Origin of the sequence: Rheinheimera marina, from assembly GCF_042654345.1 — a bacterium.
In the GTDB taxonomy this organism is placed as follows: domain Bacteria; phylum Pseudomonadota; class Gammaproteobacteria; order Enterobacterales; family Alteromonadaceae; genus Pararheinheimera; species Pararheinheimera marina.
Genome location: NZ_JBHSGB010000001.1, coordinates 1 through 21,596 on the forward strand (window position 1 = coordinate 1; position 21,596 = coordinate 21,596).

The 21,596-nt window shown below is 51.6% G+C and carries 20 protein-coding genes; 2 read left to right on the top strand and 18 right to left on the bottom strand.

What is annotated here, in order from left to right:
* On the top strand, positions 1–221 hold a 221-nt coding region (locus tag ACFO3I_RS00005), incomplete at its 5' end, for a hypothetical protein (protein WP_377330660.1).
* Here the strand turns inward: ACFO3I_RS00005 and ACFO3I_RS00010 are convergent.
* Both ACFO3I_RS00010 and ACFO3I_RS00015 read right to left on the bottom strand, forming a co-directional pair.
* A complete protein-coding gene (locus ACFO3I_RS00010; protein ID WP_377330662.1) occupies positions 218–811 on the bottom strand; it encodes a hypothetical protein in 594 nt (197 codons plus the stop codon). The genes ACFO3I_RS00005 and ACFO3I_RS00010 overlap by 4 nt on opposite strands.
* Positions 812–950: 139 nt before the next feature.
* Positions 951–1,646 (bottom strand): hypothetical protein, encoded by a 696-nt coding sequence (locus ACFO3I_RS00015; protein ID WP_377330663.1) that lies wholly within the window; start codon positions 1,644–1,646, stop codon positions 951–953.
* Between the two features lie 102 nt (positions 1,647–1,748).
* Between ACFO3I_RS00015 and ACFO3I_RS00020 the strand changes: the two genes are divergently transcribed.
* Positions 1,749–2,174, top strand: a complete 426-nt coding sequence (locus tag ACFO3I_RS00020) for a hypothetical protein (protein ID WP_377330665.1) — start codon at positions 1,749–1,751, stop codon at positions 2,172–2,174.
* Positions 2,175–2,330: 156 nt separating this feature from the next.
* Here ACFO3I_RS00020 and pssA read toward each other — a convergent pair whose 3' ends face one another.
* From pssA to ACFO3I_RS00100, 16 genes are all read right to left on the bottom strand, one after another.
* Positions 2,331–3,674, bottom strand: a complete 1,344-nt coding sequence (gene pssA, locus ACFO3I_RS00025; RefSeq protein WP_377330667.1) for a CDP-diacylglycerol--serine O-phosphatidyltransferase — start codon at positions 3,672–3,674, stop codon at positions 2,331–2,333.
* A gap of 99 nt (positions 3,675–3,773) precedes the next feature.
* On the bottom strand, positions 3,774–5,213 hold the full coding sequence (tldD, locus tag ACFO3I_RS00030; protein ID WP_377330669.1) for a metalloprotease TldD: 1,440 nt from the start codon (positions 5,211–5,213) through the stop codon (positions 3,774–3,776).
* Positions 5,210–6,046, bottom strand: a complete 837-nt coding sequence (locus ACFO3I_RS00035) for a carbon-nitrogen hydrolase family protein (RefSeq protein ID WP_377330671.1) — start codon at positions 6,044–6,046, stop codon at positions 5,210–5,212. Before ACFO3I_RS00035 ends, tldD begins: the two co-directional genes overlap by 4 nt.
* Positions 6,039–10,016 carry a YhdP family protein gene (locus ACFO3I_RS00040; protein WP_377330672.1) on the bottom strand — a complete coding sequence of 1,326 codons (3,978 nt, stop codon included), beginning with the start codon at positions 10,014–10,016 and terminating at the stop codon, positions 6,039–6,041. The genes ACFO3I_RS00035 and ACFO3I_RS00040 overlap by 8 nt, the downstream gene beginning before the upstream one ends.
* A gap of 21 nt (positions 10,017–10,037) precedes the next feature.
* On the bottom strand, positions 10,038–11,510 hold the full coding sequence (gene rng / locus ACFO3I_RS00045) for a ribonuclease G (RefSeq protein ID WP_377330674.1): 1,473 nt from the start codon (positions 11,508–11,510) through the stop codon (positions 10,038–10,040).
* Positions 11,507–12,070 (bottom strand): Maf family protein, encoded by a 564-nt coding sequence (locus ACFO3I_RS00050; protein ID WP_377330676.1) that lies wholly within the window; start codon positions 12,068–12,070, stop codon positions 11,507–11,509. Before ACFO3I_RS00050 ends, rng begins: the two co-directional genes overlap by 4 nt.
* An 8-nt stretch (positions 12,071–12,078) precedes the next feature.
* Positions 12,079–12,561, bottom strand: a complete 483-nt coding sequence (gene mreD / locus ACFO3I_RS00055) for a rod shape-determining protein MreD (protein WP_377330678.1) — start codon at positions 12,559–12,561, stop codon at positions 12,079–12,081.
* Positions 12,561–13,448: a rod shape-determining protein MreC gene (gene mreC / locus ACFO3I_RS00060; protein WP_377330680.1), complete on the bottom strand. Its 888-nt coding sequence runs from the start codon at positions 13,446–13,448 to the stop codon at positions 12,561–12,563. The genes mreD and mreC overlap by 1 nt, the downstream gene beginning before the upstream one ends.
* 19 nt (positions 13,449–13,467) lie before the next feature.
* Positions 13,468–14,511: a rod shape-determining protein gene (locus ACFO3I_RS00065; RefSeq protein WP_046521342.1), complete on the bottom strand. Its 1,044-nt coding sequence runs from the start codon at positions 14,509–14,511 to the stop codon at positions 13,468–13,470.
* A 286-nt stretch (positions 14,512–14,797) separates the two neighbouring features.
* On the bottom strand, positions 14,798–17,905 hold the full coding sequence (locus tag ACFO3I_RS00070; RefSeq protein WP_377330683.1) for a DUF6701 domain-containing protein: 3,108 nt from the start codon (positions 17,903–17,905) through the stop codon (positions 14,798–14,800).
* A 224-nt stretch (positions 17,906–18,129) separates the two neighbouring features.
* Entirely contained in the window at positions 18,130–18,582 is a 453-nt protein-coding gene (locus tag ACFO3I_RS00075; protein WP_377330684.1) for a type II secretory pathway component, read from the bottom strand.
* Positions 18,572–19,348: a PilW family protein gene (locus ACFO3I_RS00080; RefSeq protein ID WP_377330686.1), complete on the bottom strand. Its 777-nt coding sequence runs from the start codon at positions 19,346–19,348 to the stop codon at positions 18,572–18,574. The genes ACFO3I_RS00075 and ACFO3I_RS00080 overlap by 11 nt, the downstream gene beginning before the upstream one ends.
* Entirely contained in the window at positions 19,348–19,890 is a 543-nt protein-coding gene (locus ACFO3I_RS00085) for a type IV pilus modification PilV family protein (RefSeq protein ID WP_377330688.1), read from the bottom strand. Before ACFO3I_RS00085 ends, ACFO3I_RS00080 begins: the two co-directional genes overlap by 1 nt.
* Positions 19,884–20,327 carry a prepilin-type N-terminal cleavage/methylation domain-containing protein gene (locus tag ACFO3I_RS00090; RefSeq protein ID WP_377330690.1) on the bottom strand — a complete coding sequence of 148 codons (444 nt, stop codon included), beginning with the start codon at positions 20,325–20,327 and terminating at the stop codon, positions 19,884–19,886. Before ACFO3I_RS00090 ends, ACFO3I_RS00085 begins: the two co-directional genes overlap by 7 nt.
* 26 nt (positions 20,328–20,353) lie before the next feature.
* Positions 20,354–20,905, bottom strand: a complete 552-nt coding sequence (locus ACFO3I_RS00095; RefSeq protein ID WP_377330691.1) for a prepilin-type N-terminal cleavage/methylation domain-containing protein — start codon at positions 20,903–20,905, stop codon at positions 20,354–20,356.
* A gap of 30 nt (positions 20,906–20,935) precedes the next feature.
* Entirely contained in the window at positions 20,936–21,547 is a 612-nt protein-coding gene (locus ACFO3I_RS00100; protein WP_377331329.1) for a prepilin-type N-terminal cleavage/methylation domain-containing protein, read from the bottom strand.
* Positions 21,548–21,596: the final 49 nt, after the last annotated feature.

Here is a 21,596-nt window from a genome sequence, read left to right on the forward strand (position 1 = left end):
GAATGTGGGTCTTGTCTTTTTGTTCATCATGTCACCTAATTGCTTACGAGGTGGATCATAACACCTCTAATCAGGTGGCCAAATTCAGTGTGCCACTACAGTCGCGTGGTGTAGTAGACATTCTGAACATCGACAAAGATGGCAATCTTCTTCAATTTTTATCCTTATCCAGCGTAACGCCCCAAGCAGCGGAGCTAGCTCCGCGTGCATTGGCTTATTAAGCATTGCGCTTGATCCTCACATGAACTTTTACAATATCTTTGTCTTGCCAATTTCCAGCTCTAAACTCAAAGCGAGAACGCAAATTGCCAAAGACGTTTGACGAAATTCCTAAATTGGCCGCATTCCATTTTTTTGTTTCAATTCGGCCGTCTTTGTAAGTCGTCTCTATTTCTGCGAGCTTTGTTACTAAAAGCTCTTGCTTGAAAAGCTCAGGATCTCCAGGCTCTAGTGTTATCGGTAGATAATCTGTGCGAGATCTAATCACCTCTGAAAGCGGACCTGTAATTTCCTGCCAGTCCGATATGTCTGCTTTATCATTCACTGGAATACTATGGTCGTAATTTTTATGGCAAGGCTGACAAAGAATCAGAATTGATCTCTCTAAAGGAAAATGTTCGTCTTTGAATCGTTCTTCAAACTTTTCAATATCCACGGTCGCAATACCGTTGTAGGTATAATCCTTGAGGATCAAATCTATTATTTCATTCCTATCTCGTCCATGCACATGAGCAGACTCTAGATTTTCCTTTGAACCACAGTGCTCACAAGCGGAAACTTCAGCTTTATGGCTTTTGGTAAATTGCTGCACAAGGTTTCTCAACCTCGGGCCTATATACCTACGGAATTCTTTGTTGGTTCCTACGAACGATGCCATTTTAATTGCCTAACGCCGCGCTCTGCGGAAATTTGGGAGCGCCAGCGAGTAAATTTTCCGTAGCAGCGCTTTGTTAGCACTCTTCTTCACGCTCGAGGCTCCATTTTATTGCAGCCCGCGCGATATCATTTCCAATTTCATATTCAACAATAGCCTTCTTCACAACTGTTTCAATGTGAAGTAAATAGACTCTCCACTCCCGATACCAGTGAACCTGTAGAAGTTGCTCCCAGGTTTCAATTGTGCTTGATAGATCGGCTTTTATTTCAGAGTCAGCATTTCTTGTAAGGCCATCTAAAGCATCCAAGACATACTTCATATTGCGTACAATCGTTTCAAGTTTTAAATACGCAACATAGTCAAAATCATCGCGAACTGATTCTAACGGGTAGAAAATTTCATTCTTTACATCTGGTTTTCTGAAATATCCCCAAATTTCACAAATGTCCTTTTGTGGATCGAAGTGCGCGCGTGGATTTCTACCCGTTTCGTATGTTTCAATAAATTCCTTTATTTCATTGTTAACCCTGTCTCGACACTCTTCTATCCTTGGGCTTATTCTTTCAAACTTAAACTCTATATATTCTAAGGCCTTAAATATTTCAGCTGATTTCAACGAACGCGCTTGGCTTTCACTTGCCCGCTTCATATCCTTTATTTCTTCATACTGTAATTTCAAATCTCTGTTCTGTAAGAGAACTGTTACAATAATCCATAGAAATGCAAGTACGCCCGCGAACCCAGCCAATGAATCACCTATTTCATTCATGGGCATTACAAAAATATTCTTCGAAAATGAAGTCGTAACGAACACCAGTACTATCAATGCAGTTATATATGTCGGATAGCTTATTAAGGCTGAGTTCCGTTTATGAAAACGCTTCAGCAAATAACGTATCCTTCTCCATTGCCAAAGGATTCTTTTTTTCAACACTTCAACGTCATACAAAATCTGATGTTCTCCTATAGAGTGCTAACGCTTATTCAAAGGCAAAACGCCCGCAAGTCGGAAGTTTTTTTGCCTTCTTTGCTGATGTTTACTTATACCAAGCTACTGCCGAAGTCCCTATTTTTCAACCAATTTTTTCGAATGCGCCAAAGGCCAGCCGGACAAAATACGTACTCGCTGTACGCGAGTTGTCCGGAGTTTAACTCCGGGGTGGTTGGCTGGGTTTTTCACCAGTGGTTTTTAGGGCTTATCGAAACCAATGCCTATCTGCATCTGTTTGCTTTTGGCACAAACCAGCCATCCAGCAAAACAGACATTGGTAACTGCGTAGTGAGCAATCAAAAGTGAGCGCGGGAGGCGCGAACGGGCGAACGCAGTAGTTGCCCCTGGCTGGTTTGCCCTGCCGCCTGATGGGAATACACATACCGGCACAGGGTTAAAATATTGGATTAAAGGGCGCAGTAAACGGCGCCCCTACCACAGCAACCGGATGGCAGCGGGCGGTTAAATAAGCCGCTTCACCACTAAGGTGCCGCCAATGCGGCCGATGCGGGCCAGCAGCTTTTGCACGGCTTCCGGGTAATCACTGATGGTTTCAATGTCGCGGTAATGGTGAATGGCTTTGGCGTGGGCGGTGATCACCGCTTTTTCCTGCTCCAGCACCGGTTTTAACTGCTGCAGCTCGTCTTCCACATAAATACCGTTTTCAAAATCCAGCGCAAAGGCGCGTGGGTTCAGGTTGTGGCCGGTAAACAGGTGCTTGTCACCGTCCACACTCAGGCCCTTCAGGTGGTAACTGTTGTCCTCGTGTTTCCACAGTTTCACCGTCAGCAAACCAGCGTCGATAAACTTCTGATTCGCGCGCAGGAACTTGCGCAAAATGGTTTCGTACAGGTACGGCAGCGCGCCAATTTTGCTAAAACGCTGGCCTGGTGGAATATAAAAATCGTTGGCGGTTTTATCCCCCACCACAATAGTCACCTGCACACCACGCTGTAAACATTTACGCAGCGCACGCGACAACGCCAGTGGCGGGTTAAAGTATGGTGTGTAAATAAACACATCCCGCTGCGCCAGAGCCAGCATGGCCAGAATACTGGTGTTCAGCTCATTGTCGCGCCGGCCCAGCCCCATCAACAAAGCCGCACGCAGCGGCGCGTCGGCGTTGTCGGCTAAACCGTAGTGCATGGTTTTGGCGTGCTTCAGCCAGTTGCGGCTTTGTTTTTTCGCCGCGTCTTTCAGCTGGACCTCATCGGTCAGCAGTGGTGGTGTTTGCTCCGCGTCGCCAAACAGCTGCTGGTGGGTGTGCACCACGGCGTCGGTCAGTGCTTTATTGCTTAGCAGTAAATAACGGTCGGCGCGATAACGGCCTTGCTGCGCCAGGTAAACATTATTCAGTGACGCGCCGCTGTACAGCAGCGTTTGGTCAAACACAAAGCCTTTTAAATGCAGTACGCCAAACAGCTCGCGCTTTTTCACCGGTACGCCGATGATTTGAATAGGCAGCTCGTAATCTTTGGCAATATCACGGTAAAAATCGTTGTTGGTGCGGGCGCCTTCCTGGCCAATTAAACCTCGCCGGGCGCGGTGGTAATCCACATACACAGTCACATCCAGCTGCGGGTTGCGCTGCTTGGCTGCAAACAAGGCACGTAACACCTCTTCGCCCGCTTCGTCGGCCTGCAAATACAACGCGGTGATCACAATGCGCTGCTGCGCACTGCCAATCAGCTCCAGCACTTTTTGTTTGTAGTCCAGCGCCGAACTCAGCACCGAAACGGTTTCAGCCACCAGATTGGTTTTGGCTAACCGGGCCAGACGACGACGGTTTAATAGGGTCTGTAGCATACAGGCTCTGTTCTCATTCCATAAAAAGTTTGGGGCCGGAGTTAAGGCTCCGGCCCCAGATCTTGCCGTAAAACGGTGCTTTGGCCCAGCTTTTTTTCGTCAGGCGGTGCCGCCTACCGTCATGGCGTCCAGTTTTAAGGTAGGTTGCCCAACGCCAACCGGCACGCTCTGACCTTGTTTGCCACACACGCCTACACCGCTGTCCAGCCGTAAATCATTGCCCACCATCGACACTTGCTGCATCGCCTGCGGGCCATTACCAATCAGAGTAGCGCCTTTAATTGGTTGGGTGATTTTGCCGTTTTCAATCAGGTAGGCTTCGCTGGCCGAAAACACAAACTTGCCGGAAGTGATATCCACCTGGCCACCACCAAAGTTAGGCGCATAAATACCTTTTTCCACCGACGCAATAATTTCTTCCGGCGCGTAATCACCGGCCAGCATATAGGTGTTGGTCATGCGTGGCATTGGCAGGTGAGCAAAGGTCTCACGGCGGCCATTGCCTGTGGGGGCTACGCCCATCAGCATCGCGTTGTGTTTGTCCTGAATATAGCCTTTCAAAATGCCGTTTTCGATCAGCACGTTGTACTGGCTGGCTGTGCCTTCGTCGTCGATATTCAGTGAGCCACGGCGGTGTGCCAGAGTACCGTCGTCCACAATAGTGCAGTGCCTGGACGCCACTTGTTCGCCAATACGGCCAGCAAAAGTCGACGAGCCTTTGCGGTTAAAGTCACCTTCCAGGCCGTGGCCTACCGCTTCGTGCAATAACACGCCTGGCCAACCACTGCCCAGTACCACCGGCATAGTGCCAGCCGGTGCGTCCACTGCGGTTAAATTCACTTGCGCCATCCGCACGGCTTCGCGGGCATACCCCATCCAGCGCGGTTCGCCGTCTACGTTTTCATAAAAATACTGGTAATCCAGCCGGGCACCACCACCGGCATTGCCACGCTCGCGGCGGCCATTGTGCTGCAACAGCACTGAGCAGTTCAGCCGCACCAAAGGCCGGATATCCGTGGCGAAGGTGCCGTCGGATGCCGCCACCAACATTTCTTCGTACACACCACTTAAGCTGACACTCACTTGCTCAGCGCGGTTGTCCAAAGTGCGAATAAAGGCATCCACTTGTTTGAGCAAGTCCACCTTGGCGGTGTTATCTAGGCTTTGCAACGGCTCCACCGGTAAATAAATTTGTGGCGTGTTGCCCCGGCTAAAGGCTTTTACCTGGCCCTGTTGGCCTGCCGCCGCAATACCGCGGGCGGCACTGGCCGCCTGGTTTAATGCCTGCAGTGAAATAGCGTCGGCATAAGCAAAACCGGTTTTTTCACCGCTGATAGCGCGCACACCCACACCACGTTCAATATTAAATGAGCCTTCTTTCACCAGGCCGTCTTCCAGCGCCCAGGATTCATGCACGCTGGACTGAAAATACAAGTCGGCGTAATCCAGCTGATGGGCAAATAAAAAACCCAGGGTTTGCTGTAAGTCGTCTGCCTTCAGCTCGCTGGCTTCTAACAGGTTAAATTCCACATTGCTCATTTCATCAGCTCACTATTAAATCTGTTGTGTTGCCGCACAGGCATTTTCTCAGCCAGTTGGCGGCATTGCTCCAGGTCGACCAGCACTGTCAGCACCATCTCGCTGTTGCTGTCGCCTTCTGCCAAAATATGGCCCCAAGGGTCGATAATCAGGCTGTGGCCATAGGTCTGGCGGCCATTGGCATGAGTGCCTGCCTGCGCCGGGGCCAGCACAAAACTTTGGGTTTCTATGGCTCTGGCCCGTAATAAGGTTTCCCAATGCGCCTGCCCTGTCACCACAGTAAAGGCTGAAGGTACGGCCAGCACATTCATGCCTTGCTGTGCCAGTTGCTGGGCCAGCCCGGCAAAGCGCATATCGTAGCAAATCATCAGGCCTAGCTTAAGTTGGTCCACCGCGGCCAGTGTCACCTTGTGGCCAGCCGCCGTGCTGGCCGACTCCTGATACTGCTTGCTGCTGTCGTTGACCAACGCGTCGAACAAATGAATTTTCTGGTAATCGGCAACCAGTTCACCAGCCGGGCTGTACAGCAGGCTACTGGCAGAAAATTTGGCCGGATCTGCGCTTTGGGTTGGCAGGGTGCCCACCAGCAAATAACAGCCAAATTCACGCGCCAAACCGGCATACCCCTGCTGCATAGGCCCGTGGCCCAGCGGCTCGGCCAGGCGCAGGTTCAGGCCATCTGGCCCGGCAAACAGCGCCACACCTTCAGGCAGCGCCACCAAATGCTGTGCTGCCCGCGGCAACTGCGCCATTAAGGCCCGCACTTTGGCCAGGTTCTGCTGCCAGTCCGGGCCGCTGGTCAGCTGTACCGCCGATAAACGCCACTCAGCCATTGGCTTTGTCCTTTTTCGTGCTGTCGGCTTTCGGTTTAGGCGGCTGGTTCTGCTGCTGTTGCTCCTGCAGCTGCCGGCGTTTTTCCTGTTCGGCCTTTAACAGCTCAGAGCGTGGAATTTCTATTTCTGTGGTATGGCGTGCCACTTCGGTCACCTGAAGCGCGGCAAAATTACCTGTCACGGCAAAATTCACTTTCGACACCACTTCAGCCGACTCGACCAGTTCGTCCAGTGCCAGCGCCGCCAGCCCTGTGGCCGGGTTAAATTGCAGCAGCGCCACCAATACAGGCAGGCTGGAAGTGACTTTAGGTAAAAACGCCATTTGGTAATCCAGCTGACGGGTAACTAAATCAGCGTAGCCCTGAATTTCAATATTACCGGCAGCGCCTTCCACTTTACTGTTATTGGTATGGGCTACGCCTTTGTCCAGCTTCAGGTCGCCGGTCATTTCGGTGAAGAAAAAGCCTTTGGAGAAAATATCGCGAAAATCCAGTTTTAGCTTACGCACCAGGGAACCCAGACTGAACACCGACAATAAGCGCGCGCCTTTGTCGCTGACTTCCGACAAGGAGCCTTCGCCTAAACGCCAGTGTAAATCACCCGCCAGGGTGGCGTAGTTAAACTGGGTCGGTCCGCCGTCCCAGCTCATTTGTTTAAACTGCACTTCACCGTCACTGCCAGCCACCGCGGACGTCAGATCATAGTCCTGCATCAGCTCACCAAAATTCGGACTTTTGATTTCTGCATCTACCGTGGTGCGGCCAGCGGCTTCGTCTTTCACCCAACGCCCGGTCAGGTTCAGCTGGTGCTTTTTATAGCGGGATTCAAACTGATCAATGCTCAGACTCTGGCCGTCTGAATGGGTCTTCAGCTTCAGTTGGCCTAAATCATAAGGGCCAAACACACAGCTTTTACAATTCAGGCTAAGCGGCGGTAAGTCAGCCAACCAGGGCATAGGTTTTGGCGGCACCACTTCGGCCAGCGCTTTGGCAATTTGTTGTTCTTTCGTCAGCTTCTGCAACTCTTCGGCCTCAGCCAGTGCTTTGGCTTCAGCGGCAGCCGTGTCGTATGGGAACAACTTTAAAAAATCCAGTTCAGCGGCAATACCGCCTTGCTGCAGGTCTTTCGCCAGCATGGCCACGCCTTTGGCCTGGTCCGATTGCAGTTTCAGCTGCCAGTGCTGATCAGCTGGCACCATCTCCAGCTGCAGGTTGTCTAGTTGCAGCTCGTCTGCCAAGTTCAGCCTGGCAACCTTCGCGCTGACTTTACTGAGCGGCGGCATCGGCGAATCTTCTTTGGCGGCGGATGCCGTGATCTGATGCTGAATTAGCCCCAGCCAGGGCACAAAATCGGTTTGTTCCAGATTAGCGTTAATGGTAAAACCTGGCGGCGCGGAGCCCGGCTCCATCCGCTCACCAAGGCTGAGCTGGGCCTGGCTGACCTGGTTTTGCTGATGTTGATAATTGGCGTCAAAAAACAGCAGGTCCTGGTAATTTAATGCAATGACACTGCTGTCCTGGTTGCCTTGGGTGGAGACAAAAACCGACCCGGGCTGTCCGACCGCTTTGGCTAACGGGTTGGGCAGTTTCAGCTCAGTGTCGGCGAAATCCAGCTCTAAATCAGACTGATACTGGTAGCCCTCGCCGGCCAGTTGCAGGTCCAGTTTAAACTGCCAGCTCAGCGGCCCCTGCGCATAAGATTCAAACTCTGGCGCCAGCGCCAGCAGCAACTCCTGGCTATTCTGCAGGCCCTGGCTGAGCAGCGACACCTGATAACCCTGCTCCTGTTGCTCGCCCCGTAAGCTGAATTGCACCGGAATGGTCGACAGCGTCATATCCAGCGCATCGGCCTGCACCCGGGCGTTGTCAAAGCTCAAGCGGCCGGTCAGGTTTTCGCCGGTCAGTGCAGGACCGGATAAATTCAGGCCGTTGTTCTGAAAGTCGATATCGCCTTTGACCTGCACGCCTGGGTGGTCCAGACCAATCGACAGCGACACATTGCCCTGCACCGGGCCCGTCACACCAAGGTAAGCCAGGGTTTCACCCACCGAGTCATGCATGGGCGACGCCTGCATCAGAGTGGTGACCTGTTCCGCCAGCAATTGCTGTTTAATATCTATCAGTAAATCTGAGGCATGGAACAAATCCGGAATACGGACTGTGACACCTTGTTGTACCGGCGCATCGACCAGGAAACCGGCCTGGCTCTGAATGGTCATGCTGGCGTTTTCGAACAGTAGCTCAGCCGACAACTCGGTCAGGCTGGGCCAATCGGCGTCAAACTGAAACTCAGCGCCCACCACGGACGCCAGCGCCTGGAAAGTGCCGTTATGTTCAGCGTAAGGGTACTGGCCAAATTCACCGGACCACAGCACTTTGCCCAAGCTGACATCGCCGGACAGCAAGGCGGGCTTTAAATACTTAATGACGGATTGCGGCATATGGTGCAGCGGGAAGAAATGCTCAGCTTCAGTGACCGGCACGTTTTTCAGTTCGGCGACTAAATCCATATCTGGCTTGTCGTCCAGGTTCAGCACCATTTCTGCTTCAACGCCAAAGCTGTCTCGCCACAGGCTGAGCGACGGCAGTAATACCTGCCAGTTGCCGGCCCGTTTACGCCAGGCCGCAGACAGCTCTAATCCCTGATAAGGCCAGCCGTGGCTGAAGGCGTTGCCCCAGCTCAACGTGGCGTCTTTGCCTGTTAAATCCAGCGCACCGAAATAAGCCGACGCCAACAGTTGCCCTTCCAGCGCATGCACACCGGGAATATCGCCGACTGGCGCGGATGTCAGGCCGTCAAACACAGACGACAGGTACCATTGGTCACCTTCTGTCTGCAGATCCAAGCGTTTCACCCGGGCATCCAACTGGTATTCCAGCAGTTGTTTCAGCTGTTCTGAATCGTCAGCAAACAGCTGCAATAACGGCTGCGCCACCGCCAGCTGCAGGTTTTGTAAGGAGGCATGGTAGTTGTCCTGATTCCGACTCAGCTGGAACTGCAGATCAGGCCATTGCTCAGAGGTGGTGCTTAACTGCATGGGGCTGGAGGTTAAAGTCCAGCCTTGTTTGGTTGGCTTCCACTGCAGGTAGCCGTCCGACAGCGCCACTTTGTTCCAGACGCCGTCTTTTAACCAGCCGACATTGTTGTCTGACAGGGCCACATCAATTTGCTGCAGCTTGCCCATTTTAATATCGCCCCAGGCGGCAAAGTTCAGCTTGGCACTGTTCAGTTTGCGGGTTTGTGGCATCAATTGCTGAAACCAGGGCAGCAAATCCAGTTGCTGGCTGGCCAGATAGAGCTGGCCATTGGCTTCATGCGCTTCGCCGTTCAAGTCGACGATAAAGGACAAGGTGTTGGCGGTTACGCCAGCGACTGACACTTCGCCCCAGCCCTGGTGACGGTCTGAATCGTTCTGCCAGTTCAGCGCTTTGATGTTCAGCTCAATGTCGTCGTCTTGCTCTGTGCTGAACACCAGTTTGCTGTGAATGACAGAAAACTGGCGTAACTGCTTGAAGAATAAGTCCTGCAGTGCCTGAAACAGTTGCTGATTGTCGGCCGGTTTACTGACCCCAGAGCCAAGCCAGCGGCGGGCTTCCACATGGTACGTCAGGCCAGAGAGTTCAAAATGGGCAGCGGTCAGTTTCATGTTCGACAGGCTGCGCCAGAAATCCAGCCGCACACCAATTTCATCCACGCTCAGCTGAGGTTGCTGCTGACTGTCCAGTACCTGCAGCTGCTGCAGTACCAAAGCCGGGCCTGTGCCCTGCCAGCCGGCAGACAAAGCGCCAATCCGCACTTCAGTGCCGTATTCAGTTTTTATCCATTGTTCGATATCGGTTTTGTAGCCGGGTGCATAAGGCAAGCCCAAACGCAGCGCAGACACCAGTGCGGCCATCAGCACCACACCGATAGCAAAAACAATCCAGACTTTGTGCAGGCAATACCAAAAGGCCTGTCGGATACTTCGCACTGCGGCTCTCTTTGTTCGCTGTTACATCATGACGACGTCAAATTGTTCCTGACTGTACGCCGGTTCAGTCACCAGACTGATTTGCTTGCCAATAAAGACTTCGAGTTCAGCCAGGCTGTGAAATTCATCATTAGTCAGCATATCCCGTACTGAAGGTGACACATAGACCATAAATTTGTCGGCGACATAAGCCCGGTTGACCCGGACAATTTCCCGCAAAATTTCAAAACAAACGGTTTCCACTGTTTTCAGACTGCCACGGCCTTTGCAAACCGGACACTCCCCACAGAGCACATGCTCCAGGCTTTCGCGGGTCCGTTTACGGGTCATTTCCACCAAACCCAGGGCAGAAAAACCATGAATATTGGTTTTGGTTTTATCCCGACCCAGCGCCACTTCCAGGCTGTGCAAAACCCTTTTCTGGTGTTCTTCGCTTTGCATGTCGATAAAGTCAATAATGATAATACCGCCCAGATTACGCAGCCTCAATTGACGGGCTATCGCCTGAGTGGCTTCAATATTGGTGTTAAAAATGGTCTCTTCTAAATTGCGGTGGCCAACAAAAGCGCCGGTATTGACGTCTATGGTGGTCATGGCTTCGGTCTGATCAATCATCAGGTAACCACCACTTTTCAGCATCACTTTGCGCTCCAGCGCGCGCTGAATTTCGTTTTCAACGTCAAACAGATCAAACACCGGCCGCTCGCCTGGGTAGTACTCCAGCTTGTCGGTCATTTGCGGCACAAATTCTTCGGTAAAGCTCAGCAGTTGCTGGAAGGTCAGTTTGCTGTCCACCCGCACCCGCTCTAAGTCCGACCCGACAAAGTCACGTAAAATGCGGTACGCCAGTGTCAGCTCTTCATACAGCATGGTTTCTTTGCGGGCATTTTTCTTGCGCTTTTGCACCTTGGCCCAGAGTTTTTTCAGAAACTGTGCGTCTTGCACCAGCTCATCTTCACCGGCGCCTTCGGCTGCGGTACGCACTATATAACCACCGGATTCATCCAGGCAGGCACTGACGATGTCTTTTAAACGCTGACGCTCGGCTTCACTGTCAATACGCTGCGACACACCGACATGGCTGGAGCCCGGCATAAACACCAGATGACGGCTGGGTAAGGTAATGTCGGTGGTCAGGCGGGCGCCTTTGGTACCCAGCGGGTCTTTCACCACCTGCACCAGCAGGTACTGGCCTTCATGCACCAGCAAACGGATGTCTTTTACGGCCGCAGGTTTGACCGATTCTGGCTCGGCGATTTGCAGCTCACTGGAGATAATGTCGGACGCATGCAAAAAGGCCGCTTTATCCAGACCAATGTCGACAAAGGCCGCCTGCATGCCTGGCAACACCCGGCTGACTTTGCCCATATAGATATTGCCGACCAGACCATGTTTGGCCTGACGCTCGATATGCACTTCCTGCAGCACACCGTTTTCAATCAGCGCAACCCGGGTTTCGCTGGGAGTGACGTTGATCAGTAACTCTGCGCTCATGCCAGCACTCCCTGTTGTTTCAGCAGTTGTTCGGTTTCAAACAAGGGTAACCCAACCACGGCAAAATAGCTGCCTGAAAGCTTTGTGACAAAACGCCCTGCTTTGCCCTGGATGCCATAACCACCCGCTTTGTCGGCTGGCTCGCCGCTTTGCCAATACTGCAGTATGTCGTGCTCCGACAACAGGGTGAAGCTGACTTCGGTGCTCACCAAAACGCTTTCGGTACGCTCACCGCAGCACAGCGCCACCGCCGTGCGCACCCGATGCTGGCGGCCAGACAGTAACTGCATCATGCGCTGAAAATCGGCAAAATCTGTCGGTTTGCCCAGCACCTGACCATCAATTTCAACGATGGTATCGGCACCTAAAGTTGGTAATGGGGCGCTTTGATGGGCGTACCCGGCCTGAGCTTTGCCTTTGGCCAGCCGCACCACATACTGCTCAGGCGTTTCACCAGGCAGTTGGCTTTCGTCGATATCGCCTTTGACCACAACAAAACTCAGGCCCAGCTGGGTTAATAATTCCCGCCGGCGCGGCGAGGCAGATGCCAGAGCTATCATCAGAAACCTCAGTGGATTTTAAATTGCCGGCGAATGCGGCGCAGCAACCAGAACAGCCAGGGCCAGATAAAGGCGCCAGTCAGTACAGGCCACAAATAAGCAGGGTTAAAAGTCACGTCAGTCAGGAAGTGGCTGAGCCAGAACACCAGCAAGTGGTTAAAGGCCAGAAATAGCGCCACCACCAGACTTTGTTGCAACACCGAAAAGTTGCGGATCTTCAAATGATGTGACGAGCAAAAATAGATAATGACCGAATAAGCCAGTGCATTCACACCCAGCACAGTGCCCACTAAAACGTCCAGCACAAAACCTGTGATAAAGGCGGTGCCGATACTGACCCGCTTCGGCAACGCCAAAGCCCAGTACAGCAGCACCAGCAAAGGCCAATCAGGCCTGAACAGTTTGACAATAGAGTGCAGAGGCACCACAGCCAGCACCAGCGCCACAATCAGCGACGCATACACCAGATACAAGCGGTAGGATTTATCCATCAGTGGGCTCCGGCGACGGCTGCTGTGTCCGCTTCAGGCGGTGCAATTTGCTGATCGATTTCTGGTTTGGCTTTAGGCCAGACCAATAAGACATAACGAATGCGATCCAGCTGTGCATAAGGCCGGGCATAGACCTGCAAAAATGGTTGCTGTGCGTCTTTGTTAATCCGCACCACTTCAGCCACCGGGTAGCCTTCAGGGAAAATGCCATCCAGGCCGGAGGTGAGCAGTTTGTCACCCTGTTGAATGTCGGCACTGTGCGGTAAGTGCATCAGCCGCAGCTGGTCCGATTGCCCCATGCCTTCCGCCACCACATGGTCACCGTTGCGTTCAATCCGCATCGAAATAGCATGGGTGGTGTCCGAAATCAGCAAAGCTCTGCTGCTGGTCGGCCCGACACTGACGATTTGCCCCAGTACACCCAGGTCATCCAATAATGGCTGCTGTGCGACCACACCGTCTTTGCTGCCTTTGTTGATCACGATCTGGTTGCTGAACGGATGGCTGTACACCGCCAGCACTTCCGCCACCAGGCGCTTGCTTTCGGTGACAGGCACTGAGCCTAACAAGGAGCGCAGCTTGTCGTTTTCCTGCTGCAAAAACTGGAAACGCTGCACCTGGGTATTTTGCCGCAGCAGGGTTTCACGCAGTTTCTGGTTTTCTTCCAGCAGTCGCTGATGCGAACTGAACTGGGCCGAGGCGTCGGATAACAGCGCCTGCGGTAGATTGGCCACGTAATACAAAGGGCTGACCAGCGCAGTCAGGTAACTGCGCAGCTGAGTGGAACTGTCGGTAAATTTGTCCAGTGCCATTAGCCCGACACTGCATAGCACTGCAAAAAATAATCGCAGCGGCAATGAGGGGCCACGCTCAAAGATAGGTTTCATTCAGACGCTGCCGGGCGGTTTAGTCGTAACTAAACACGTCACCGCCATGCATATCGATCATTTCCAGGGCTTTACCACCACCACGCGCCACACAGGTCAGCGGGTCATCAGCAACCACCACAGGAATACCGGTCTCTTCCATCAGCAGACGGTCTAAGTCACGTAATAAAGCACCACCACCGGTCAGCACCATACCGCGCTCGGAAATATCTGACGCCAGCTCTGGTGGAGACTGCTCCAGTGCCACCATGACCGCAGAGACGATACCAGCCAGCGGCTCTTGTAAAGCTTCCAGAATTTCGTTGCTGGTCATGGTAAAGCTGCGCGGTACCCCTTCAGCCAGGTTACGGCCACGCACTTCAATTTCCAGGATTTCGTCGCTTGGGTAGGCAGAACCGATTTCGGTTTTAATACGTTCTGCCGTGGCTTCACCAATCAGGATGCCGTAGTTACGACGGATGTAGTTGATGATGGCGTCGTCAAACTTATCACCACCGATACGCACAGAAGAGGAATACACCACACCGTTTAACGAGATGATAGCAACTTCAGTGGTACCACCACCGATATCCACCACCATAGAACCAGTGGCTTCAGACACAGGTAAACCTGCACCTATAGCAGCGGCCATTGGCTCATCAATCAGATACACCTCACGGGCACCGGCGCCCTGGGCAGATTCACGAATAGCACGGCGTTCTACCTGAGTAGAACCACAAGGAACACAGACCAGAACCCGTGGGCTTGGGCGTAAGAAGCTGTTGCTGTGCGCTTGTTTGATAAAATGCTGCAGCATTTTTTCTGTCACATAGAAGTCGGCGATTACACCGTCTTTCATCGGACGAATGGCTTTGATATTGCCAGGGGTACGACCCAACATACGTTTGGCGGCATGACCGACAGCGGCCACACTTTTCGGGCCCCCTGTGCGCTCCTGACGAATCGCCACCACAGAAGGTTCATTCAATACAATACCTTGGTCTTTAACGTAAATCAGGGTGTTGGCTGTCCCCAGATCGATAGACAGATCGTTCGAAAACAGGCCACGTAATTTGTTTAACATGGAACAGACTAATCCTTTTAACTTGGTGTGGTGACGCAAAGGCGGTCAAAAAATGCTGCTTATTTTAAGTAACAATTGGCCGGGAACATAGCTTTATCTTTGCTTTTGTCCAAATTAAACCAAAGCCATTGAAAAGCCAATTGTTTCGAAGGATGGACCCTGAAAGTTGTGGAAAGTTTTGCTGGAAAGGCAAAAAAGACCAGCTGGGTGGGATTCAGTTTAAATCAGCGATCTGCCCAGAGCACTAAACGTCGTTTCCTCGACGACATCCTGTGCTCGCACAGGCTTAGTTTAGTTTTTCCTGCCAGTAAATCTGCCGCTTATTGCCGCGGTAACGCCCAAATATTGCTTCTGCTTTCGGGTTCTGATTGCTGGTTCCGCCAGTCCATGGATAACCAAGATAGCTGATACCGCCCGTTTGCAAATCGTACTCCATCACAGCGCTGCCGGGCGCACCTGGCGCAGACAACATAATACTTCGCGGCGGATTCAGGCCATTCGTCACCGTCGTATTTCCCGACGCTGTAGTGACCACTCCGGTTACGGCAAGATGCGTGGCATTAATAGCCGAGCACTGGTCTTCGGTATTGCGGACAAAACTATGTGTACTCGGATCCCAATACTGAGTCACAAATTGTATCGGCAGGTCTTCATCTTCAGGGCCAAAGGCATCTTCAATCATCAGGCGGCCATAACGCACATCCAGATCACCAGTGAGCGCAACAGCACAATTCTCATTTGCAAGGCAGCCTTCAAAAGCCATATCGACCCCAGCCAATACAGTCTCGTCTTCTGTTTCATCAGGTTTGATGACTGTCACCCCAACTTTCAAGTTGCTGAACATGCCGTCGCCAGCAGGAATAGGTGTTACAGGGTTAGGCTTGACAAATCTCACGTCTGTCCAACTTGTTGTAAGTGGCTGCGACACCCCATTGTTCCAAGCTTCAGGGGTAATTGGGTGTAAGTCGCCATTTGTATCCAATCGCTGTAAACGACTCGCCAGATTAACTGACGAACCACCATTGGCAGCAACAAAATGAATGCCATATTTATGCTGGTAGTTTGCATTGTAGTTTGTTGTGATATTTCCCTGGCGATTGAGGGCCTGCAGCTGATAAGCCAGCTGAATTGCAGGTTGGTCCATATAGGTAAATTCTGTGCATGCATCCATAATGTTGCTGGATGCCGAGAGTTGAAACTCCGCAGGATAAAAACGGCCTATATTAGCGCTTGCAGGTTTTGCTACCACATCTCCAGAGCCCAGGTAACTCCCATTTGCCAGGCGTGCAGTAAGCTTAATGGTTCCTGCTTCATTCCAGCGTACCCCTTTAATTTCCTGGCGACCACCTGTCAATACTGTAGTCTCAGCGCCATCATTTCTGCTTAGGTTTCCAGGATTGCTGGCGCTGGGATAAACCAACTCTGCAATGTCTTGGGCCACATCAATAAGTTCTGGTTTGGCTACATTTAGCACTAAGTCGCGTTCTTGGCCGAAGTTCGGCGTAGTATTGCCAGAAGCATTGCGTGCTTCCACCACAACGCTAAAGGGATCACCTGAAGCAATAAACTGTCCTGCCTCTGTTGTGGTTCCAGGATTTGGTTTGCTGATGCTATTTGATTCATCCTCATAAAACGCATTTACCACGACCAATGTATGCGGGCGAGTGACAAAGCTGTTCGATTCCTGCACCAGAGTGACAGCAGGTTCATTAGCGGACGCCGCCAGTGCCAGCCGTGCATGCAGTCTCAGCTGCCCAGCGTCAGAGTATTGAATGGTAAATTCAGTTTCTGCACTGCTGTTAAAGCTTCTGTTGATGCTGGTGTACTGGCTGACTGTGGACGCTGGATTGTCCGCAATAGCTGTTGTGTCCACGGTAAAACTCTGGCCAGTAATACAGCTGGTTGGATTGACGCACTGATAACCAAACTGCACCGCACTTGAGGGCGTCACTCTGGCCACACAAGCGCCTGTATTGGTGTCAGTTCGCACCACCTGCAGTTTGACTTTGCTGGGGCTGGCAAGCCCTGCCACCTGATTCGGGATAGTGCTGAACCGCAAGCCAGTATTGAGAAAACTATGGCTGCAGGCCGCGTCTGTGGTTGTCCCCTCAAGGCAGACTGCTGCTGCACTGGCCGTCACGCTGGCCGCACTGATCCCCAGGACAGAATCTCCACTACTGGTTTTACTCAGGTACTTGGTCGCCATGCCATTGCTCAAGGTAATCTGATTACCACCAATCCAGGCCCCGCCATTGTTTGCGCTCAGGGTAAGTGTCACTGTATCGGTGTAACGGCTTGAGCAGGATGCATCTGCACAAGCCTCAATCAGCACCGCTGAAGACTGGCAGGTGATCCCTTGCACTGGGTAACTCAGGCGGAAATGGTTTACCCCAGCAGGAGCTGGCGGTTCATCCTGACATAAAGGCTGAGGCTGCACTGTATGGTATGTACATTCGCCGTATATAGCACTGTTGGGCCAGTTGCCTTCAATTGTCTGCCAGGAAGTGCCTACAGTAACAGAACCATAAACGAAGGAATCCTGCAGTTTTACCTTTTGTAGATCGTAATTGGTTTCACCATAGATATTGCCGTACAGTGTGCTGTCGTTCAGCGTGACATTAAACCTGGCCTGAATGTTTCCTGTGTAGTCGGTGTCATTTAACACCACATTGTTCGGCCCGCCGAGAATATTGGCGTTAATGGTGCTGTTATTAAATTCCACCCGGTCGGCACCGCAGCCACTGCCCAAATTTGGCGTGGTCTGAATAGTGCCTGAGGTCATAGTGGTATTGGTCAGAATGACATTGTTGCAGCTCGATCTCAGGTCCCCCGCAATAGTCCCACCGGTAACCTGAATACCGCTGTAACCACTGATCCCGTTGCCAATCACAGAGTTCGTAGTTTTGACTGTGTTGGCAGTGCTGGTGACTTTGCCGCTGACCGTGGCATTAGTTAACACTACATTGCCATTGGCTGTGATATTGCCTTCAAAGACAGTGCCTGTCGCCGTCAGGGTTTGGGCTGTCACTGTGACATTATTTTTTACCCTGCCACCAGTCAGGGTAATGGAACTGTTGGAAGAACTAAGGTTGCTGTGAAACGTGGTGTTTGAAGCACTAATGCCATTATTGGCGCTGACCGCACCATAGATAGTGGCTCCATCCCCTTGAAAATTGCCCGTCACATTAACGGCGCCCATCACCACAGTTCCAGTCATCAGCCGCACATTATTGCTTGAGCCCAGGATAGAACCGTACAATGTAGAGCCTGTTAGCCGGGTGATATTACTGCCCTGGGCTTCAAGATTGATGGTTGAACCGCTATCTCCAAGTGTCACGTTCACCAGGTCGAAACCACTGTAAGACAGAATTTTGATGTTACTTGTCGAGAGCACTTTGTCACCGGATGCCACAGTAAACGGCTGCCCCCAAGTACAAACATAAGTGGACCCGTCCCAGCTCCCCTGGTTTCCGCTGCAGACTGCAGGGCGACTAGGTGGATTTAAATTGACCGTCGCAGCGATGCAGTTCGACATTAGCACTACGCCAAGCAGCAGAGCCATAAAACTAAGCCGGATGAAAGCGAATGGACTAACTGTCGCCATTGGTGATTACCTTTCTATTGCCAGACTTCAATACTGACAGTGCGCTGACTACTGATTGAACCTGCAGTACAGCTGCCAACACTGGTCAGACGGTAATACACGACAGCCGTCGCATCCAGCGTCTGCCGCCCCGAGCTACAACTCAAACTAAAGCTACAGCCTGCCAAATCGGCACTGGCAAGGCTATTGGTGTCTGCCGCACTGCCGGTATAGCCGGTGTCGGCCACTTTACAGTAATTCCCTGTTGCCCCCACAGGAAACAGCTGCACTAAGCCTTGTTCCAACCCTGTTTGCGCGGCAAAAAAAGCACGGGTTCCCAACACTTCATAACTGATGGTCTCAGAGCTGGTCTGCAGAAACCGCGACATGCTGGCCACCAGCAGGCCCATAACCACAATCACAAACAAGGCGACAACGATGGCGCTGCCCTGCTGCTTCTGGCTGGATGGATAAATTTCAGGGGACATTGGGAATATGGATCTCCTGATTAAATACCAACCGGTCAGCAAACAAGGATTTAAAAGCCAGCCGGATATGCACCACCGAATTGCGGGTCAGCACCAGACTATCCTGATACTGAAATGGCGGTTCGGCGACATAAAACTCAGTATCCAAAGCCTCTGCCATTAAGGTCCGGCCGGACAATGGCTGGTCTAACCCAGTCCTTTGATAACGGTAAAGCTCAGCACCTTCCTGGCAATAGGCCACGGGCAAGCCAAAAAAATACATACGGGCACTGGGAGAGTCTCTGGGGGTGGTCGCAAAACTAGCAGTCACACTCAGTTCGTTGCCGGTTGCAGACAGGTTTAATAAGCTCGCTACCCGTCCTTGCTGATAAATATCTGTAGATGCATCCACTGGGTACACAGTCATAAATAAAGGCTGACTATAACTGGTCAGTTCGGTCCAGCCCGCCGGGCTGAACAAAGTCACAGCGCCCGAAGCAATGCCAGGGCTGTAGCGGCCAGCGCTGATCAATGGCGCAAATTCAATGCAATTTTTACCCGTTTCAGAAGAAACACGCACACTGTTCGGCACCACATTGCGTAGTTCGCGGGTCAGCCGCTCTACAGCAAAACGGCTTTGGCTTAATAATTTTTCCCTGTCTGCGGCATCGGCATACATCTGCGCCCCCAGTCCCAGGTAACTAAAGGTTGCAGTTCCCACAATACCCAACAACACAATCACCAGTATCAATTCGACCAGGGTAAAACCAGCTGCAGGTCTGGGCATTACCAGTTCCCCCTGTAAGCAGAAAACCCGATGCTCTGACCCGTTGGCGTGGTGATGGTCACCTTTATTTTTTTCAGTTGCTCGTTGGCAAAACCTAATTCAGTGCCTGCGCAGGATACGACCACCGTAGCGCTGTAGCCACTGTACAACTCAGCCAGGGAAGTGCTGCTGTTAATGATATCGTTGCCACTCAGGGTTAAGCCGTTAAAATCGTCGACGTCATCAAAAAACTCCCTGTCTTCGGCTTCAGCCTGATTGACACTGGTGTCATTGCAAAAATTACTGCAGGCCAGATAACCGCTGTCTCCGCATCGATACTCTCCAGCAGCACGATCGGAGTTTTCATCAAAGCTACGCGCCATAATTTCATTCAGCAGACTATGGCCCAATTCTGCAGCCCGCACCTGATGCCAGGGGTCGGTGGATTGTTTAAATAAGGGGCCCAAAGCGCCGGTAATCACCACCAGGGCAATACCCAGCACCACAATGCCGATAATGATTTCGAGCAGAGTAAAACCCTTAGCTGCAACAGGCTTTAACATGGGTGGATATACCCTTCAGATTCAATGCAAAGCTTCTGACTGGTAGCGCCGGAAATTTCAAAGCGCAGGCCATTAACGGCCTGAGTGAAAGTCGCAGGATTGCCGGTAACAAAACCTGGCTGACCATAGGCATTAAACCAAAACTGACTGACCGCATTTCCACCACTGCTTTTATGGTCAAACAGACGAAGCTGAAGCTGGCTGCCCGCTTCTGGTAAACCAGAGGCTGTAACATTAAAAAGCCGGAAGGAAGAGGTGTTTTGCATCGCCTGAGTTTGGCTCAAACGCAATTGGGACAATAAACGATCTTGCAGTGTGACTTCTTCCACCCCAGCCTTCCCCGATAAACGGGGAATGGCCGTGGCAGAAACAATAGCGAGCAAAATTATGACAATAATCAGCTCGATTAAGGTGAACCCGGAAGCTCGGCTTCGCATACCCTCACCTTAACTTATCAGCCTAATTAGTCGCAGTTAGTGTTGGTAACAACGATTGTAGGACGAGCAGTAGCTGAGGTCGCAGCAGTGTAAGTCACAATACAGGTGCCATTGCGTAAATCCTGCAGGTTGTTACCCAGAACCACAGTACCGTCTGTCACTGCTAACTGTGGATTTAATGCTGCACCTGTGGTGTTGTCATGCAGCACGATACCACCGGTGAATTCAGCTGCTGCAGTTAATGAAGCCACGATGTCGGCCGGAGCTCCGAACGCAATATCTTCACCGTTAGCGCAAGTTCCAGCAGTGATTTCGGTGTCAGAAGCTTCAACCACCGCGTTGTTAACAAAACAAGACAGCGGAGCTGTATTTTGGCCAGAAATAATGGCTTTGCCTTCTACCAGACTAACAGCAGCACGCAGACTGCTTTCAATGCCTGACAGTACCGAGGCTTTGGCATCGCTCTGGAAATTCAAAAACCGCGGCGCTGCAGTTACGGCCAGAATACCTAAAATCACGATCACAATAATCAGTTCCACCAGAGTGAAACCTTGTTGAGCTTTATTGATAGTATTCATACTTCTTCTACCTCTGATTAACTAAAACCGTTATGCCTTGTTTTTAAATACTGTCACGGCCCCTGTGGCCGGATTGTAGATAAAGCCGTTTAATGAGTTGGTATCACCCGCAGCAGGAACCGCCGACAAACCATTGGTCTGGTAGTAATAGCACTGACTGGAATCAACCTGAACAAAGAGGCTGGAGCCGGTAATATTGGCTAATGTCACACCACCGCTGGTTTGCGCCACCGAAGTTGGCGCATTTTGCATAATCAGATTCAGCACATTGCGACATTGATCATGATCCATGCTGCTGATGCGGCTGTCCGCTCTTGGAGTGCCCGTAGGGAAACCAGCGACCACCCCTGTGCCAGATGCCGCATTGACTGCCACCTGCACACCATCCACAGTCACAAAAGTACCATTGGGCGATAAAGTGCCACCGTTATCAAAGTTACCATTGGGGCGAGCTGCCACTTCCCACTGACCACGCACCAGACCAACCGCAGAAGCAAAACCACCGGCAATGCCGTCGATAGACGCATCTTCAGCTTGCTCAGTTACGTTTAAAAAACGCGGTAATGCCGTCGCAGCCAACAGACCAAGAATGATCACCACGATGATAATTTCGATAATAGTGAAACCACTTTGACGTTTCATCTTTTTCACTTCACACCCCTAGGTTATAAATTTATGGTTTTTTCGCATT

What these genes read in the sequence shown, in the direction of transcription:
- mreD (WP_377330678.1), bottom strand. Translation starts at nt 12,561, where the DNA reads ATGGATAAATCCTACCGCTTGTATCTGGTGTATGCGTCGCTGATTGTG.
- mreC (WP_377330680.1), bottom strand. Translation starts at nt 13,448, where the DNA reads ATGAAACCTATCTTTGAGCGTGGCCCCTCATTGCCGCTGCGATTATTT.
- ACFO3I_RS00085 (WP_377330688.1), bottom strand. Translation starts at nt 19,890, where the DNA reads ATGTTAAAGCCTGTTGCAGCTAAGGGTTTTACTCTGCTCGAAATCATT.
- ACFO3I_RS00100 (WP_377331329.1), bottom strand. Translation starts at nt 21,547, where the DNA reads ATGAAACGTCAAAGTGGTTTCACTATTATCGAAATTATCATCGTGGTG.
- ACFO3I_RS00075 (WP_377330684.1), bottom strand. Translation starts at nt 18,582, where the DNA reads ATGTCCCCTGAAATTTATCCATCCAGCCAGAAGCAGCAGGGCAGCGCC.
- ACFO3I_RS00015 (WP_377330663.1), bottom strand. Translation starts at nt 1,646, where the DNA reads ATGAATGAAATAGGTGATTCATTGGCTGGGTTCGCGGGCGTACTTGCA.
- ACFO3I_RS00065 (WP_046521342.1), bottom strand. Translation starts at nt 14,511, where the DNA reads ATGTTAAACAAATTACGTGGCCTGTTTTCGAACGATCTGTCTATCGAT.
- ACFO3I_RS00090 (WP_377330690.1), bottom strand. Translation starts at nt 20,327, where the DNA reads ATGCGAAGCCGAGCTTCCGGGTTCACCTTAATCGAGCTGATTATTGTC.
- tldD (WP_377330669.1), bottom strand. Translation starts at nt 5,213, where the DNA reads ATGAGCAATGTGGAATTTAACCTGTTAGAAGCCAGCGAGCTGAAGGCA.
- ACFO3I_RS00095 (WP_377330691.1), bottom strand. Translation starts at nt 20,905, where the DNA reads ATGAATACTATCAATAAAGCTCAACAAGGTTTCACTCTGGTGGAACTG.
- pssA (WP_377330667.1), bottom strand. Translation starts at nt 3,674, where the DNA reads ATGCTACAGACCCTATTAAACCGTCGTCGTCTGGCCCGGTTAGCCAAA.
- rng (WP_377330674.1), bottom strand. Translation starts at nt 11,510, where the DNA reads ATGAGCGCAGAGTTACTGATCAACGTCACTCCCAGCGAAACCCGGGTT.
- ACFO3I_RS00035 (WP_377330671.1), bottom strand. Translation starts at nt 6,046, where the DNA reads ATGGCTGAGTGGCGTTTATCGGCGGTACAGCTGACCAGCGGCCCGGAC.
- ACFO3I_RS00050 (WP_377330676.1), bottom strand. Translation starts at nt 12,070, where the DNA reads ATGATAGCTCTGGCATCTGCCTCGCCGCGCCGGCGGGAATTATTAACC.
- ACFO3I_RS00020 (WP_377330665.1), top strand. Translation starts at nt 1,749, where the DNA reads ATGAAAACGCTTCAGCAAATAACGTATCCTTCTCCATTGCCAAAGGAT.
- ACFO3I_RS00080 (WP_377330686.1), bottom strand. Translation starts at nt 19,348, where the DNA reads ATGCCCAGACCTGCAGCTGGTTTTACCCTGGTCGAATTGATACTGGTG.